The sequence below is a fragment of the Marinactinospora thermotolerans DSM 45154 genome, assembly GCF_900167435.1.
In the GTDB taxonomy this organism is placed as follows: Bacteria; Actinomycetota; Actinomycetes; order Streptosporangiales; family Streptosporangiaceae; genus Marinactinospora; species Marinactinospora thermotolerans.
In genome coordinates, this window is sequence record NZ_FUWS01000002.1 from 294,057 (window position 1) to 310,182 (window position 16,126).

The 16,126-nt window shown below is 71.7% G+C and carries 14 protein-coding genes; 8 read left to right on the top strand and 6 right to left on the bottom strand.

The genetic code is table 11. The features are described 5' to 3' along the window. Entirely contained in the window at positions 1 to 885 is an 885-nt protein-coding gene (locus tag B5D66_RS04290) for a fumarylacetoacetate hydrolase family protein (RefSeq protein WP_078760277.1), read from the top strand. 1,297 nt (positions 886 to 2,182) lie between these two features. Beyond that, entirely contained in the window at positions 2,183 to 2,725 is a 543-nt protein-coding gene (locus B5D66_RS04295) for a hypothetical protein (protein ID WP_078760278.1), read from the top strand. Between the two features lie 1,010 nt (positions 2,726 to 3,735). On the opposite strand, the gene B5D66_RS04300 is transcribed toward B5D66_RS04295, so the two are convergent. Beyond that, a complete protein-coding gene (locus B5D66_RS04300) occupies positions 3,736 to 4,890 on the bottom strand; it encodes an acyl-CoA dehydrogenase family protein (protein WP_078760279.1) in 1,155 nt (384 codons plus the stop codon). Positions 4,891 to 5,006: 116 nt separating this feature from the next. Between B5D66_RS04300 and B5D66_RS04305 the strand changes: the two genes are divergently transcribed. Further along, on the top strand, positions 5,007 to 5,756 hold the full coding sequence (locus B5D66_RS04305; protein ID WP_235000730.1) for a TetR/AcrR family transcriptional regulator: 750 nt from the start codon (positions 5,007 to 5,009) through the stop codon (positions 5,754 to 5,756). A 48-nt stretch (positions 5,757 to 5,804) separates the two neighbouring features. Here B5D66_RS04305 and B5D66_RS04310 read toward each other — a convergent pair whose 3' ends face one another. Continuing rightward, entirely contained in the window at positions 5,805 to 6,812 is a 1,008-nt protein-coding gene (locus B5D66_RS04310; protein WP_078760281.1) for an NADP-dependent oxidoreductase, read from the bottom strand. Positions 6,813 to 6,933: 121 nt separating this feature from the next. Between B5D66_RS04310 and B5D66_RS04315 the strand changes: the two genes are divergently transcribed. Next, complete coding sequence (locus B5D66_RS04315) at positions 6,934 to 7,569, top strand: TetR/AcrR family transcriptional regulator (RefSeq protein WP_078760282.1); 636 nt, start codon at positions 6,934 to 6,936, stop codon at positions 7,567 to 7,569. Between the two features lie 24 nt (positions 7,570 to 7,593). On the opposite strand, the gene B5D66_RS04320 is transcribed toward B5D66_RS04315, so the two are convergent. Continuing rightward, positions 7,594 to 8,175, bottom strand: a complete 582-nt coding sequence (locus tag B5D66_RS04320) for a P-loop nucleotide/nucleoside kinase family protein (protein WP_078760283.1) — start codon at positions 8,173 to 8,175, stop codon at positions 7,594 to 7,596. Positions 8,176 to 8,286: 111 nt separating this feature from the next. Between B5D66_RS04320 and ku the strand changes: the two genes are divergently transcribed. Further along, positions 8,287 to 9,096 (top strand): non-homologous end joining protein Ku, encoded by an 810-nt coding sequence (gene ku, locus B5D66_RS04325; RefSeq protein ID WP_078760284.1) that lies wholly within the window; start codon positions 8,287 to 8,289, stop codon positions 9,094 to 9,096. Positions 9,097 to 9,111: 15 nt separating this feature from the next. Here the strand turns inward: ku and B5D66_RS04330 are convergent, their stop codons facing one another. Beyond that, complete coding sequence (locus B5D66_RS04330) at positions 9,112 to 10,089, bottom strand: LysR family transcriptional regulator (protein ID WP_078760285.1); 978 nt, start codon at positions 10,087 to 10,089, stop codon at positions 9,112 to 9,114. A 226-nt stretch (positions 10,090 to 10,315) separates the two neighbouring features. Between B5D66_RS04330 and B5D66_RS04335 the strand changes: the two genes are divergently transcribed. The 3 genes from B5D66_RS04335 (at position 10,316) to B5D66_RS04345 (ending at position 14,162) form a co-directional block, all read left to right on the top strand. Next, positions 10,316 to 11,893, top strand: coding sequence for a 3-hydroxyacyl-CoA dehydrogenase (locus B5D66_RS04335; protein WP_235000732.1), 1,578 nt, complete (start codon positions 10,316 to 10,318; stop codon positions 11,891 to 11,893). After that, entirely contained in the window at positions 11,890 to 13,050 is a 1,161-nt protein-coding gene (locus B5D66_RS04340; protein WP_078760286.1) for an acyl-CoA dehydrogenase family protein, read from the top strand. The genes B5D66_RS04335 and B5D66_RS04340 overlap by 4 nt, the downstream gene beginning before the upstream one ends. Positions 13,051 to 13,130: 80 nt before the next feature. After that, positions 13,131 to 14,162 carry an alpha/beta hydrolase gene (locus B5D66_RS04345; protein ID WP_078760287.1) on the top strand — a complete coding sequence of 344 codons (1,032 nt, stop codon included), beginning with the start codon at positions 13,131 to 13,133 and terminating at the stop codon, positions 14,160 to 14,162. Positions 14,163 to 14,244: 82 nt separating this feature from the next. Here B5D66_RS04345 and B5D66_RS04350 read toward each other — a convergent pair whose 3' ends face one another. Next, complete coding sequence (locus tag B5D66_RS04350) at positions 14,245 to 14,850, bottom strand: TetR/AcrR family transcriptional regulator (RefSeq protein ID WP_078760535.1); 606 nt, start codon at positions 14,848 to 14,850, stop codon at positions 14,245 to 14,247. Between the two features lie 321 nt (positions 14,851 to 15,171). Continuing rightward, positions 15,172 to 15,873: a glycerophosphodiester phosphodiesterase gene (locus B5D66_RS04355; RefSeq protein ID WP_078760288.1), complete on the bottom strand. Its 702-nt coding sequence runs from the start codon at positions 15,871 to 15,873 to the stop codon at positions 15,172 to 15,174. Positions 15,874 to 16,126: the final 253 nt, after the last annotated feature.

A 16,126-nucleotide genomic window follows, 5' to 3' on the forward strand; every position in this document is an offset into this window, starting at 1 on the left:
ATGTACCTCATGCGTATCGGCCCGGCCGGGGCGGAGGTCCCCGCCGTACGTGTCGGCACCGACCGTTACATCGACGTGTCCGACGTCGTCGGGGACGTCGACGCCGCCTTCCTCGCCTCGGACCCGGCGGCCTCCCTCGCCCCGCTGATCGCGGAACGGGTGGCCGCGGGCGCCGCCCGGCCCCTGGAGGGGATCAGGATCGGTCCGCCGATCGCCCGGCCGCATCAGATCCTGTGCGTCGGGCTGAACTACACCGACCACGCCGCGGCCACCGGTCAGACGCTCCCCGACGAACCGGTCATCACGACGAAGGCCCCGAACACGCTGAGCGGCCCCACGGATCCGCTCGTGCTCCCGCCGGGGTCGGACAGGACGGACTGGGAGGTGGAACTCGGCGTCGTCGTCGGCCGGCGCGTGTACCGGCTCTCCGACGAGGGGGAGGCCGAGGAGGCGATCGCCGGCTACACGCTCGTCAACGACGTGTCCGAGCGGGCCCTGCAGTTCGATCGCGGCGGGCAGTGGATGAAGGGCAAGTCGGCGCCCACGTTCACCCCGTGCGGTCCGTTCCTGGCCACCCGGGACGAGATCCCCGACGTCGGCGGTCTCGACCTGTGGCTGGACGTCAACGGGGCGGCGCGCCAGCGGGGCAGCACCAAGGACATGGCGTTCGGCCCCGCCCGGCTCGTCCACTACCTCAGCCACTTCATGGTCTTGGAGCCGGGGGACCTGATCTGCACCGGGACACCGGCGGGCACCGGAATGACCTCCTCCCCGCCCGGCTATCTCGCCTCCGGTGACGTGGTGGAGCTGGGCTGCGGGCCCTTGGGGACGCAGCGGTACGAGGTGACGGAGTCGGGCCAGCCTCCCGCCGCCGGGCCGCGCTGAGACGCGGGCGTTCGCCATCCGGGACGAGGGGCGCGCGGCCCTCATGGGGGCCTCCCCGTGGGGTTCCTCCGCCGGCGGCCACGGCGCCATGCCGGTTCCTCCCGGAGCGCTCACGGCGCCTCCCGTGGCGGCGTCATGCCGCTGCCACGGGTTCGCCGCCCAGCGGTGCCATGGTGGGTGAAGGCTGACGACGCGCAACCCCGTTCCGGGCACACCGTGAGCCGGGAAGAGGACGGCGCCGCGACGCGGGGGCCCCTACGTCACCCCCGCCGCGGCGCCCCCGCTCGGATCACCGACCGGGGGCGCCGCGCGCTCTCGACGCCGGGGCCGCCGTCTACGCGGCCCCGGTCCTTACACCGGTGCCCGGGGCGAGGAGGACGGTGGGATGCGTGCCCGTGGTCCCTCGTCCCATCCGACGGTTTGCGAGCACGGCCGGAAGAGAGCCGAAGGCCGTATCCCGATTCGTCGTGCGCGGAACACCGTCAGTGGTTTCGCGCACTCTCGGGCGGTCCGTCGTCGCCGATCCGATCATGGATCTCACCAACGCCCAGCAGGCGCACGGCTACGCCAACAACAACCCCGTAGCCTCCACAGAACCCCGGACCTTTATGTGCCGGGTATGCACCCGTGCGCGCCGGGCGGTGGCGGAAAACGCGGGAAACCGAGCGAGCAGTCCCGGAATGGATCAACGAGCACCGGGATGCGATGGGGACCCGGCAGGGCCGCGATCTCGCCAAGATCCGCTAGGGGAACGGAATGCACCGGGGATCCTCCTCGTGCTGCGGCCACTCCGGTTATCCGGGCCGCGATGGTTCCGGTGGGGATCGTCCTCCTCTTACGCCGCCGTACAGGTCGACTTTTTCGCCGGTCCTTCGCCCGATCCGACCGCTGAGGCGCTGAAACGCGGAAAGAACGGCCGGAGCAGCCGGCTGAACACCGCTGCCAGCCGAGGAAGATCGATTTCGGGTCTCATTGGAGCCTCATTTTGGCGGCCGGGATGCAATCGTTCGCCAATCGGCTGGAAGTGCGGCAAGGTTCTGGGGAGACGACGCTTGTGAGGCTGTCGCAGTACCGGAGGAGACCGGCGGGTCGCGGCGCTGGAGGTGGGGGCGTTGGTAGCGGTGTGTTCGTGGCCGGGTCTAACGCCGCGATGGTTTCTCGGTTCTTCGGGTCGATGGAGAGGGAGATGCTGGGCTTGGCCTGACAGCGGTTGATTCGGTGGAGTTCCCGGCGTCCCGTCAGGGGCGCCGGGATATCGTTTTTGTTCTTGTGGGATTCGCGCCCGGGAGCGTGTTGGATGGTGTTGAGAAACTATTGGACGGCGTCGGCCGGAGTGGCGGCTTCCGTGTTCATTTCCCTGTTGTATCTTATGGGCTTTCTGGTTATGGGGGAGGAGAACGGTGGGTTGACGTGGGGTGATATGTTCGTTGGCTCCGCACTTCCGTCGATTTTTGTATGGTTCTTTTTTAAAGTCGCATTTTTTGCTCACATTGAGACCGTGGGGAATTCCGTTGTGGTCAAGAACCTCTTCTCCAAGACGGTTATTCCGGCGAGGATGATCAACCGGGTCACCTATGAGGGTGGTGTGGAGATATTCACTCGTCCTGGTCGGTCGTACGGGAGCCTCAACCTGGGGGGATCTGTCCTGGGTGCCCTGGCCGGGTATCCGACGAACCGGCGCTGTGCGGAGAAGTTGATAGCCTTCCTGGAAAGTAGAGATGCCGGGGACGGGGTGGAGGGTGTGACGGTCACCCATAAGCCGCATTTCAATATTCTTTTCCTTTGTTCGGTTTTCTGTGTGTTCTTCGTGATCCACCTGCTTCTTAGGGCTGCTCAGTGATGTCTGCTATCTCGAATGCTCCGGAATCGGGTGATCTGCCTCGGTGGCGTAATGGCGGGCTGCGGTGTGCTGGGCGCGCAAGGTGGACGGGGCGAGGGAATTTCGCTCGGTAGCGCGACGACGGATCACCCTCCGAGCGTCTGTGGTAACAGATCCGTCCGATGCGCTAGAGGGAGCGGTCTCGCGGGGATCAGGCGGACAGCCGATGCGTGCTCGGCTGTCCGGCACCATGGGGAGGCGGGGGCCTTCGGGAGGCAGGTGAGGGATCGAGTCGGTGGGTTCTGGAGCCTTCGGGGCGGGTGCCGGCTCCGGCCATTCCCGGTCGGCCTCGTCAACAGGCTCGATGTGCCTGGACGGCATCACCCGGGCAGGCTGCTGTGGCCGTTACGTGACTCCGGCATGTCCGAGGCTGCCGGCCACGCGGCCGGCGCCGCTCACCAGGATCCCCTGTCTTCGCCTGACCTCGTGACCTTGCGCCGGGCCTGGCGTGCCCGGCTCGGGGCGCTGGGCGAAGACGACGCCCGGTTCCCGGCGGGACGGGGAGCCGAGGCCGGACCGCCCGCCGGGAGAGACGGCCGCCGGGGCTCATGTCCGGCCGCGAAGTCCGCCGGCGGGGACTGGGCGGGCAGGCCACTGGAGCGGAAGAAGGGCGGCCCGCGGGGCCGGCCGCGTCGTTCATTCGGGGTGCGGGCCGGGGTCCGTGGTTCGAAAGGCAGGCCGGATCGGCCGGGGCGCGGCATCCACCGGCCTTCGGCCGGGCCGGGGCCGATCCCATCGAGGTCACCACGGCCGGCCCCTCCCTGTGGGTGGAGCGCGCCTGCCGCCCAGAACGGCCTGTGCGCCGGAGGATCGACAGGGAGCGCGCCGGGCTCGGCGGGGAGGACGTGCTCTGGGGAACGCCGGTGCGGCTCGGAACGCAGGGGGACGTAGGGGTCCCGAAGCCGGCTTTGGGACCCCTGTTCCACGGCTCGCCGCGGGGGCGGGACCGGCCGCCGAGCGGGGAGAACGCCCTACTTGAGGAGCTGGCGGGCCATCACCACGCGCTGGATCTGGTTGGTGCCCTCGTAGATCTGGGTGATCTTGGCGTCACGCATCATCCGCTCGACCGGGTAGTCGCGGGTGTAGCCGTAGCCGCCCAGGAGCTGGACGGCCTCGGTCGTGATCTCCATGGCGACGTCGGAGGCGAAGCACTTGGCCGCGGCGCCGAAGAAGGAGAGGTCGTCGTCGCCGCGCTCGGACTTGGCCGCGGCGGTGTAGACCATCTGGCGGGCCGCCTCCAGCTTCATCGCCATGTCGGCCAGCATGAACTGGATGCCCTGGAAGTCGGCGATGGCCGTGCCGAACTGCTTGCGCTCCTTGACGTAGCCCACCGCGTAGTCCAGCGCGCCCTGGGCGATGCCCACCGCCTGGGCGCCGATGGTCACCCGGGTGTGGTCGAGCGTGCGCAGCGCGATGCGCAGCCCCTCGCCGACGGCGCCGACGAGGCGGTCGCCGGGGATGCGCACGTTGTCGAAGAGCAGTTCCCGGGTCGGTGACCCCTTGATGCCCAGCTTCCGTTCGGGCTCGCCCAGGGAGAAGCCGGGGTCGTCGGCGTGGACGACGAACGCGCTGACGTTGCGGCCGCGCGGCCCGTCGGGGTCGGTCACGGCCATCACCGTGTAGTAGGCCGACTCGCCGGCGTTGGTGATCCACGACTTCTGTCCCGACAGGATCCAGTCGTCGCCGTCGGCGACCGCGCGCGTCTTCATGCTCGCGGTGTCGGAACCGGCCTCACGCTCCGACAGACCGTAGGAGAACATCGCCTCACCCCGCGCCACGGGGGCGAGGTAGCGCTGCTTGACCTCCTCGGAACCGGCCAGGATCAGCGGCATCGTCCCGAGCTTGTTGACCGCCGGGATCAGGGAGGAGGAAGCGCAGACCCGGGCGACCTCCTCGATGACGATGCAGGTGGCGAGCGCGTCGGCCCCGACCCCGCCGTAGGACTCGGGGATGTGCGGGGCGTGGAAGTCGCCGGCGCGCAGCGCGTCGTAGGAGGCGCGGGGGAAGGTCGCGGTCTCGTCGGTCTCGGCCGCGTGCGGGGCGATCTTGTCCTCGGCGATCTCGCGGACGGCCTCGCGGATCGCCTCGTGCTCCTCGGTGGGTCGGTACAGGTCGAAGTCGCTCATCGGTTCTCTCCTCGGCGGCGGCGATGGAACCAGTATGACACTGGGTATCAATTTGTGGAACTGAGTTCCATGGTGTTCGCCGTTTCGCCGCCGCTCGGGAGAATGGGGCGACGCGCATGGAAAGGGGAACGGAGCACATGGGCGATCCGGACGGGCGCAGGGGCCGCAGGGCCGCCAACCGCGACGGGCGCGACACGGCCCGGCCGGCCCGGGCGCGCGCCGTCGCCGTCGCCGCGCTACGCCTGTTCGCCGAGCGGGGATACGAGACGACGACGATGGACGACATCGCGGTGGCGGCAGGTGTCAGCCGCAGCACCGTGTTCCGCTACTTCGGGTCCAAGGACGACGTGCTGTTCGCCGAGCACGAGGGCGTGCTGGAGTCGGTCCGCCGCCAGTTGGACTCCGACACGCGCGGCGAACCGGTGGCCGCGGTCTGCGCCGCCGCCCGCATGGTCTTCCAGGCCTACGTCGGCGACCCCGAGATCTCGGTGCCCCGCTACCGGTTGGTCCGCGCCAACGCCGTGCTGCGCGACCGGGAGATCGCGATGACCGCGCGCTACCAGCGCGCCTTCAGCCGCCACCTGGCGCGCGGCAGGAACGGCGAACGGGCGCACCTGGAGGCGGAGACGCTGGCCGCCGCGATCATCGCCGCCCACAACCATGTGCTGCGCTCGTGGTTGAAGGACCCGGCCCGAGCGGTTCCGTGGGCGCGGCTGGACGACGCGCTGGCCTACGCGGTCCGCCTGGCCGGACGGGAGAAGGAGCAGGGGACCGAGCGGGAGAGCGGCGTCCTGGTCGCGGTCTACCCGGCCGGCGCCTCTCGGGATGATGTCTTGGCCCGGGTCCGCGACGCGCTGGAACCCTAGTCGGGGACGCGGGGGCGCCGCGCGGACGCGCCGCCCCCGCGCGGCCGGTCAGGACACGCGGACCAGCATCTTGCCGACGTTGCCGCCGCGCATCATGGAGAGGAACGCCTCCACCGCGTTGTCGATGCCCTCGACCACGGTCTCGTCGTGGGCCACCCGCCCCTCGCTCAGCCACCCGCCCATCTCGGCCTCGAAGTCGGGGGTGCGGTGCAGGTGGTGGCCGAGCGTGAAACCGCGCAGCGTCAGCTGCTTGCCGATCGCCAGCGCCAGGTTGCGCGGCGCCGGTGTGGGCTCGGTCGCGTTGTACTGGGAGATCGCCCCGCACAACGCGGCGCGGCCGAAGTCGTTGAACGAGGCGATCGCGGCCTCCAGGTGGTCGCCGCCGACGTTGTCGAAGTAGACGTCGATGCCGTCGGGGGCGGACTTGGCCAGCTGGCCGGTGACGTCGCCCTCCTTGTAGTCGAAGGCGGCGTCGTAGCCGTACCTCTCGGTGAGCAGACGCACCTTCTCGGGCGAACCGGCCGAGCCGATGACGCGGGCGGCGCCCTTGAGCCGCGCGATCTGTCCGACGATGCTGCCGACGGCCCCGGCCGCGCCGGAGACGAACACGGTGTCGCCCGGCTCGAACTCCGCGATGTCGAGCAGGCCGACGTAGGCGGTCAGCCCCGTCGTTCCGAGCACCCCCAGGTAGGCCGACGGGGACACCCCGGCGACGGGCTGGACCCTGCGGAAGCGGGCCGCGGGGGCCTGGGCGACGTCGCGCCAGCCCAGCATGTGCACGACGAGATCGCCGGGGGCCAGATCCTCGGAGCGCGACTCCACGACCTCGCCGATCGCGCCGCCGGTCATGACCTCGTTCAGCCCGAACGGGGGGATGTAGGACTTCACGTCGTTCATCCGGCCGCGCATGTAGGGGTCCACGGAGATGTGGGTGTTGCGGACCCGGACCTCGCCCGGCCCGAGGTCGGGCAGCTCGGTCTCGGTCAGCCGGAAGTCGTCGTGGGTGGGCCAGCCCTGCGGGCGCGAGACCAGTTCCACTCCGCGGGTACGGGACATGGCGTGCTCCTTGGCTTGGACGGATGGTGTCTCGGAAGAGAAAACCGAATGAGCGTCGATTATTCCCGATGCTCATTCGAGGGACGGGGGGACGCGCCGCCCGAGGGCTAGGGTGGTGGCCATGCCGCAGTACACGGGACGCCGCAGAGGGCCGACAAAGGGCGAGCTCAGGGAACGGGCGATCCTGGAGGGGGCCGCGCGGCTGCTCAAGCGACGCCCACCGGCGCGGGTCACGGTGGAGGAGATCGCCGCCGAGGCCGGGATCTCACCCTCGACCTTCTACTTCTACTTCGAGTCCAAGCAGGCGGTCCTGGCCGCGCTGGTCGGCGCGGTGACCGCCCGTCTCCGCTCTGACCTCGGCGGCTGGCTGGCCGGCGACGACGCCGCGGGTGAGGCGCTGGACGCGGCCCTCGCCACCACCGCGTGCCTGTGGCGCGAACAGGGCGCCCTGCTGCGCGCGGCCTTCTTCGAACCGGGGACGGCCCCCGTGCTGCGGGCGGCGATGGAGGAGTTCACCGACTGGCTGGTGGCGGGGATGAGCGAGCGGATCGAACGGGACCGGCGGGCGGGGCGGGCGCTGCCCGGCCCGCCCGCCCGCGCGCTCGCGGCGGCCCTGGTCCGGGCGATCATCGCGAACTTCGCCCTGGCCGGGGAGACGGAGGAGGACGCCGACGGGCGGGCGACCGCCGCGACCCTGCGGACGGTCATCGTGCGGGCCATCTACGGGGAGGAGGAGCCCGCCCGGGCGAGCGGGTGAGGAGCGCCCCGAGGGGGAACGGGGTCAGCCCCGCGTGGCCAGCGCCGCCACCTGCTCCGCCAGGGATGGAGCTCCGGCGCGGTTGTCGACCTCGACGTGCGGAGCCGCGGGAGCCTCGTCGGGCCGGGTGCGGGCGAGGAAGGCGTCGAAGTCCGCGAGCTTGCCGGCGTCACGCCCCCTGCCCCGCTCCTTGAGCCGGGTCCGCAGTGTCGGGGCGTCACAGCGGACCCACACCAGACGGACCGGATCGCCGCCGAGCTCGGCCGTCCACTCCCGCCAGCGTCGGGCGTCGCGGATCTGGCCGGTGAAGGGCGCCACCAGCAGCACCGGGCAGCCCGCGGCCCGGATCGTCCGCGCGGCGGCGGTCATGCCCCCGTATTCGTGGACCTTGACGTGTTCGTCGTACCAGGCTCCCTCGCGTTCGCCGTGGGGGCGGCCGTGCGCGGCCAGGACCTCGGCGACGAACCCGCTGTAGAGCACGTCCTTGTCGAGCAGGGCCGGGACCGGGCGCAGCCGGCGCAGCAGCTCCTCGGCGACGGTGGACTTGCCGACCCCGGGAGCACCGGCGACGACCCAGACCGTGGCGTGGTTGGCGGAGGTGGTCATGGCCCAAGCCTGCCCGATCCGCCTTCCTGGGGACATCCTTTCCACCCCGCCGGGTAGGGGACCTGGACACGGCGGAGCACCGGCCCGCCAGGGGAACACGCGAGGAGTGACATGGCACGGCCGATGTGGACGGGGACCCTGTCGTTCGGACTGGTCAACGTGTCCGTCGGGTTGGTGCCGGCGACGGTCAACCGCAACCCGACCTTCCACCAGTTCCAGCGCGGCACCACCGACCGGATCCGCTACGTGCGTGTCAACGAGCGCACCGGTGAGGAGGTGCCCTACCGCGACATCGTCAAGGGCGCCGAGGTCGCGGAGGGCCAGTACGTGCTGCTGGAGGACGAGGAACTGGACGCCGTCGCCCCGGGCCGCTCCCACCTGCTGGAGCTCAAGGAGTTCGTGGACGGCGACGAGATCGAGCCCATCCACTACGCGAAGGCCTACTACCTCGTACCGAGCACGTCGAGCGCTGCCACGGCCTACGCGCTGCTGTGCGCGGCGCTGTCGCGCACCGGCCGGGTGGGCATCTGCACCTTCGTCATGAACGGCCGCCAGGAGCTGGGCGCGGTCCGTTCCCAAAACGGCGCCTTGACGCTGGAGACGATGCGCTACGCCGACGAGATCCGCGACCCGGCGGAGGTGTTCGAGGAGCTGCCCGATGCGGGCGACTTCACCGAGCGCGAGATCAGCACCGCGGCGCGGCTCGTCGAGACGATGACGGTGCCCTGGCGGCCCGAGGAGCACGTCGACGAGCACCGGGTCAGGATCGAGGAGCTCATCGAGGCCAAGCGCACCGGGCGGGAGACGATCACCCACGAGGCCCCGCCCAGCGACACCCGCACCGCCGACCTGATGGACGCGCTGCGCGCCAGCCTCGAAGGGCGCGACGCGCACGGGGACGACGGGAGGAAGGCGGGCTAGGACGCGCGGGCGCCGTCACCCTCCGCCGGCGCCAGGCGCCCGCCCCGGACGGAGGGTCTCCGCCGGCCCCGCGACACTCGCCGGATCAGGACCGCCGTAGGCCGGGGGCGTGGGCAGGGCGGTCTCGGCGGCCTCCAGGACACGGCGCAGCGCGGCCGAGGCGTTGTCCTGCCGCCAGGCGAGCGCGGCGGTGAGGTGCCGGGGCGGGCCCGCGAGCCGCCGGTAGACCAGTCCCGGGTGGCGGATGTGGCGTACGGAGGAGATCGTCAGGGTGACGCCCACGCCCGAGCCGACCAGCGCCAGGATCGTGTAGGAGTCCGGCGCCTCCTGGACGATGCGGGGGTTGAACCCGGCGCTGACGCAGGCGTGCACCAGCGCGTCGCGCACCGAGGAGCCGCGGGTGCCGGGGAAGGTGACGAAGGGCTCGTCGGCGAGCTCGGGCAGCCGCACGGTCGATCCGGCCGCCAGCGGATGGTCGGCCGGCAGGGCCGCGATCAGCTCCTCGTGTTCGATGACCCGCAGCGCCACGCCCTCGCCGTGCACCGGCAACCGGACGAACCCCAGGTCCAGCTCGCCGGAGGCGACCTTCGCGGCGGCCTCCCCCGAGTAGGTCTGGCCGTGCAGGACCAGCTCGATACCGGGATGCCGGGAGCGCACCGCCCGGGTGAGCCGGGGCAGCGTCTCGTGGCTGCTGGCCCCGGCGAACCCGATGCTCACCCGGCCCACCTCGCCCTGCCCGCCGGCCAGGGCGGCCCGCCGGGCCACCTCAGCCTCGGCCAGGACCCGCCGAGCCGGCTCCAACAGGGCCTGGCCGGCCGACGTCAGCCGCACCGAGCGCGTGTTGCGCTCGAACAGGCGCACCCCCAAGTCGCGTTCGAGCAGGCGGATCTGCCGGCTCAGCGGCGGCTGGGCCATGTGCAGTCGCGCCGCCGCGCGGCCGAAGTGCAGTTCCTCGGCGACCGCGACGAACCCGAGGAGATGCCGCAGCTCCACGGCGAAGACCCCTTCCGGAGGACGGACCGATAGCGGATCGGTATCACCACTGTCCTGATCGGGTATTGGACGATACCCAATCGTTCGTGTCAGATTCGGCACAGCGGTCACCACAAAGGCGGGCGGCACCGGCGTCCCGGTCCCGACGCGCCCGGGTGAGGACCGCGCCGACAGGCCGGCCGTGCCCCACGGCCTCGCGCACCCCGGGACAAGGTCAGGTGAGAACGTGAGCACGACGGATCCGCGAGCGTGGGCGGAGGGGGTGCGCACCGCGCGTGTCATCGGCACCGGGGTGATGGGACGCGGTATCGCCCAGCTCATGGCCACCGCCGGCCTGACCGTCGAGCTCGCCGACACGCGCGCCGACGCCATCGCCGAGGCCCGCGACCACATCGAGCGGATGCTGCGCCGGGCGGTGGACAAGGGGCGCCTCAGCGCGGAGCGGGCGGCCTCCGCTGTCGCGGCGCTGCGCCCGGTCGGCGACCCGGTGGGCGGCCTCGACGAGTGCGACCTGGTGATCGAGGCGGTCCGCGAGGACCTCGACGTCAAACGGGAGCTGTTCGCCGCGCTGGAGCGGGCCTGTCCCCCGCGCACCGTCCTGGCCACCAACACCAGCTCCCTGTCGGTGACCGCCATCGCCTCCGGCCTGCGCGCCCCGGAACGGTTCCTGGGCCTGCACTTCTTCAACCCGGCCCCGCTCATGCGGCTGGTCGAGGTCGTCCCCGGGGCCCGCACCGCCGCGTGGCTGCCCGAGGCCGCCGCCGCGCTGGTCCGACGGCTGGGACACGAACCCGTGCGCGCGCCCGACACGCCGGGCTTCCTGGTCAACCACGCGGGCCGGGGGCTGGGCACCGAGGCGCTGCACCTGCTCGCCGAGGGCGTCGCCGAGCCCGTCGACATCGACCGGATCGCCCGTGACGTTCTGGGGCTGCGCATGGGCCCCTTCGAACTGTTCGACCTCACCGGCCTGGACGTCTCCCACCACGTGCTGGAGACGATCTGGACCGGATTCCACGGGGAACCGCGGCTGCGTCCGCCGACGGTGACCGGGGCCCGGTTGGCGGCCGGGCTGCTGGGCCGCAAGAGCGGCGAGGGGTTCTACCGCTACGTCGACGGTGTCCGGCAGGAACCGGCGCGGCCCTCGCCCCGGCCGCGCACCGACGTCACCGTGTGGATCTCGGCGCACCCCGCCGACCGGGAGCGGCTCCTCGCCCCGCTCCGCGCCGCCGGCGTCACGGTGAGCGACGCGGCGGCGCCCCCCAACGACGCGGTGGTCCTCGTCGCCCCCTACGGCTGCTCGGCGGCGGTCGCCGCGCTGGAGGCCGGGCTTCCCCCGCAGCGCACGGTCGGGGTGGACCCCCTCGGCGGTTTCGGCGGGCGTCTCACCGTGGGCGTCCATCCGGCGCTCGACCCCGAGGCGGGGCGGGCGGCGGTCGGTGCCCTCGCCGCCACCGGCCGTCCCGTCACGGTCGTGCGCGACGGCCCGGCGCCCGTCGCCCAACGGCTGCTCGCCTCGATCGTCAACGTCGCCTGTTCGATCGCCGAACTGCGCCTGGCCGCGCCGGCGGACATCGACACCGGCGCGCGCCTGGGCCTGGGATATCCGCGCGGCCCGCTGGAATGGGGCGACGCCGTGGGAGCCGAGCGGATGCTGACGATCCTGCGCGGCCTGCACGAGGCCACAGGGGACCCCCGTTACCGGCCGAGCCCCTGGCTGGCCGAACGGGCCGCGCTGGGCCTGCCGCTCACCGAGACCGGGACCCTCCCGGCCGACCTTCTGACCCCCGGACGGGAAACGCCATGACCTTCGACCTCACCGACACCCAGCGCGAGTTCCAGGCGATGGCCGCGGAGTTCGTGGACGCCGAGATCGTCCCCCACGCCCTGGAGTGGGACCGCCGCGAACAGGTCGATCGGGGGATCGTCCGCAGGCTCGGCGAACTCGGCTTCCTCGGCCTGACCCTGCCGGAGGAGTACGGGGGTGTCGAGGCCGACGCGCTGTCCTACACCCTGGTGACCGAGGAGCTGGGACGCGGCGACTCCTCGGTGCGCGGCATCGTCTCGGTCTCCCTGGGCCTGGTGGCGCGCACCGTCGCCACCCATGGCAGCGACGAGCAGAAACACCTCTGGCTGCCGCGGCTGGCCTCCGGCGAGGCGCTGGGCTGTTTCGCGCTGACCGAACCGGAGTCCGGCTCCGACGCCGGATCGCTGCGGACCCGGGCGCGCCGGGACGGGGACGAGTGGGTCATCACCGGCCGCAAGATGTTCATCACCAACGGCCCGTGGGCGGACCTCGCCCTGGTGTTCGCCCGGACCGCCGACGAGGGGAGGCGCGCGATCACCGCGTTCCTCGTCCCCACCGACACGCCCGGGTTCACCGCCAACACGCTGCACGGCAAGCTCGGCCTGCGCGGCCAGGGCACCGCCGAGCTCGTCTTGGAGCAGGTCCGGGTGCCCGACTCGGCCCGGCTGGGCGAGGTCGGCCGCGGCCTGGGGATCGCGTTGGGCGCGCTGACCAAGGGACGGGTGTCGGTGGCGGCGGGCGCGGTCGGCGTCGCCCGGGCGGCGCTGGAGGCCGCGATCGGCTACGCCAAGGAACGCGAGCAGTTCGGCTCTCCCATCGCCGGGCGGCAGCTGGTGCAGGAACTCCTCGCCGACTCCGCCGTCGACACCGAGGCCGCCCGGCTGCTCACCTGGCGGGCGGCGGCCATGATGGACCGGGGGGCCTCGACGAGCGAGCTCGCCACGGCGGCCTCGATGGCCAAGTACCACGCCAGCGAGACCGCGGTGCGCGTCGCCAACAACGCCCTCCAGGTGTTCGGCGGTTACGGCTACATCGACGAGTACCCGGTGGGCAAGTACCTGCGCGACGCCCGCGTGCTGACCCTGTACGAGGGAACCAGCCAGGTGCAAAAGCTCATCATCGGCCGGGCGCTGACCGGGGTCGACGCGATGACCTGAGCCGATCGCGGGGCCGCCCGGACCGCGGCCGGTCCGGGGATGAGAGGGTGGGGCGGAACAACGGAGCGAGGAGGAGGCCCATGCCGCCCTGGTCGTCGGAGCTCGCCGGACGGATCGAGCGGGGGACCATCGTCAGCGACCGGCTGCGGGGAAACCCCTTGGGAGACCCGCACGAGCGTCCCGTCGAGGTGTACCTCCCGCCCGGTTACGACAACGGGGACCGGCGCTACCCGGTCGTCCACATCATCCAGGGGTTCACCGGACACATCGGGATGTGGCACAACCGGACCGCGTTTCGCACGCCGTTCCCCGAGCTGGCCGACGCGATGTTCGCCCGTGGCGATGCGCCGCCGGCGATCCTCGTCTACGTGGACGCCTGGACCTCGCTGGGCGGCAGCCAGTACCTGGACTCGCCGGGCACCGGCGCCTACTCCTCCTACCTGTGCGACGAGGTCGTGGCCTGGGTGGACGCCCGGTATCGGACGATCCCCGACCGCGACCACCGCGCGATCGCCGGCAAGTCCAGTGGCGGCTACGGCGCGATGGTCACCGCGATGCTGCGCCCCGACGTGTTCGGCGCGCTGGCGACCCACGCCGGCGACGCCCTGTTCGACGTGGCCTACCAGCCCAACTTCGCGCAGATCGCGCGGACGCTGCGGGACTCCTACGACGGCTCCTACGCCTCCTTCCTCTCCGATGTGCGTAGCCGGCCGTTCGGCACCCGCGCCGGCGACGCCGAGCTGATCGAGATGTACGCCTACGCCGCGGCCTACTCCGCCGAACCCGACGGAACGGTGCTGATGCCCTTCGACGAGGTGGGCCGTATCGTCCCGTCGGTGTGGCGACGCTGGCTGGACCGCGATCCCGTCCGCATGGCCGAACGGGAGCCCTACACCGAGGCGTTGCGCTCGATGCGCGCGATCTGGATCGACGCCGGGCGGCGGGACGAGTGGTACCTGGACCTGGGGGCGCAGGCGTTCCGGGAGGCGGTCGCGGCCGCCGGCGTGCCGGAGGAGCGGGTCCACTTCGAGCTGTTCGACGCGGGACACGCCGCCATCGAGTACCGCTACGCGCCCGCGGTGGGCTGGCTGCTGGAGCGCATCGCCGACTGAGCAGGGCCGCCCGCGGAGGTCCGTCGTGGAGCGCGGTCGGGTCCCGCGCGGCGGAGCGGCGGAAGGGGCCGGCGCGGGGCGCTCAGTCGCGCGGGGCGCCCAGCAGATGGTGGATGATGAGGTCGACGTAGACGTCGCCGAGCTGGGTGACCGACAGGCCGTCGGAGGGGTCGTACCAGTTCAGCGCGCCGTCGAGCATCTCCAGCACGGTGCCGGCCGAGACCCCGGGGCGGCGTGGGACGAACAGCCCCTGCGCGCGTCCGGCGGAGATGAGGGCGTCGATGTGCTCGCGGTAGGCGCGGAGCAGGTCGGAGATCTCGCGGTGCCGCGCGGGGTAGACGGCGCGCAGCGCCGGTGTCAGGGAGCGGCGTAGTTCCTCTTCGGTGCGGTGCCGCCAGCAGAATCTGACGTGGGCCCGGACGAGCCGGGAGAGGCGCTCGACCGGTGTTCCCGAATCGTCGACGAGCCGTCCGGCCACGAGCGCGCGCGTGGTGCGCAGCGCGATGGCGTGGACGAGGTCGACCTTTGTCGGGAACGCCCGCCGTAACGTCAGGGCGTCGATTCCGGCTTCGCGGGCGATCACCGTCATGTCGACTCGGCTTACGCCGTGTTCGCCGAACAGTCGCGTCGCGACGTCGAGGGCGCGTCCGGTGCGGCGACTGTCGAGAGGAGAGAGGTCGGCCGTCATGATCATCTCTAGCCTGCGTCGGTAGGGGGCGAGGGGATGAGGGGTCGAGGGGGCGGGGGATAAAGGGGCGGGCAGCGGGGCACTGCCGGGAAACGCCTTCCAGGTTCGGTTACGAATCGGTTTCGAGGATAGCGCCGCCCCAGCCGTGCTTTGCGGAAAAAACGGGGATGTGCGGCAACAGGCTCTGAGAATTCTTACTTTCTCCGGAAGGTGTGGAACGCCTGTTTGAAATGAACCGAATTCATTTATCTGGGGAGAACGACGCCATCAGAGGGCGGAAGGGACGGAAGATGCGCCGGAGCGTGCGCACCCCGATCGAGATCAACGCGCCACGGGAAGGCCACCGGTGAGCGTCGCGACGTCGGCCGGCCGGTCGGTGATGAGCGCGTCCACCCCCATGCCGATCAACCGCGCCATCTCGCCCAGGTCGTTGACCGTCCAGGCGCACACCCCGTACCCGTGCCGGTGGACCTCGGCGACGAGTTCGCGGGTCAGCAACGGCCAGTAGGAGTTGTAGAACCGGGGCCGCAGCTCCTGCCACAGACTCGCCGGCGGGAGATCGGGGCGGTCCCAGGTCAGCGCGAGCTGGATGTCGGTCCGACACGCCCGCAACTCCCGCATGGCCTCGATCGACCCGCAGTACAGCACGTGGTCCGACGCGCCGTGCTCGGCGACCAGCGTGTCGGCCGCCAACGCGACCTCGGGCGAGGTCACGTCCAGCATCAGGGGTGGGGCCGGCGGACGGCCGAACTCGGCGAGGACCTCCATCAGGGTGGGGATGCGCCGGTCGCGGCCGTCCCCCAGCGCGGCGAGCTCGGCGAGGGTGAGGTCGGACACGGGCCGGTCCAGTCCCCAGAACCGTTCCAGGGTCTCGTCGTGCAGGAGGACCACGTGCCCGTCGGCGGTGACCTTGAGATCGATCTCGATCATGTCGGCCCCGGCGGAGACGGCGGCGCGGATGGCCGGAAGCGTGTTCTCGCGGAACCGGATGGGGTCGCCGCGGTGCGCGATCGCCAGCGTCATGGATGCCTCCGATGGGCGCGACGGGACCGGCGTCCGGGTGCCGGCGCGCCGGGCTACTGCGTCAAGAGTGCCAAAGGAGGGGAACGCGCGTGGGGCCGATCGGTGAAAATCCGGGAAGTGCCGACCGGTTGCGATCGGGGTCACGCGGGGGGCGGGTGCGGGGGTGGCCGGCGGACTGGGAAACTTTTGGAGTGGCGGATACGTCTGTCACAGTGACACACACCGACGACGGCAAACGAATCCGAAGGCGAAA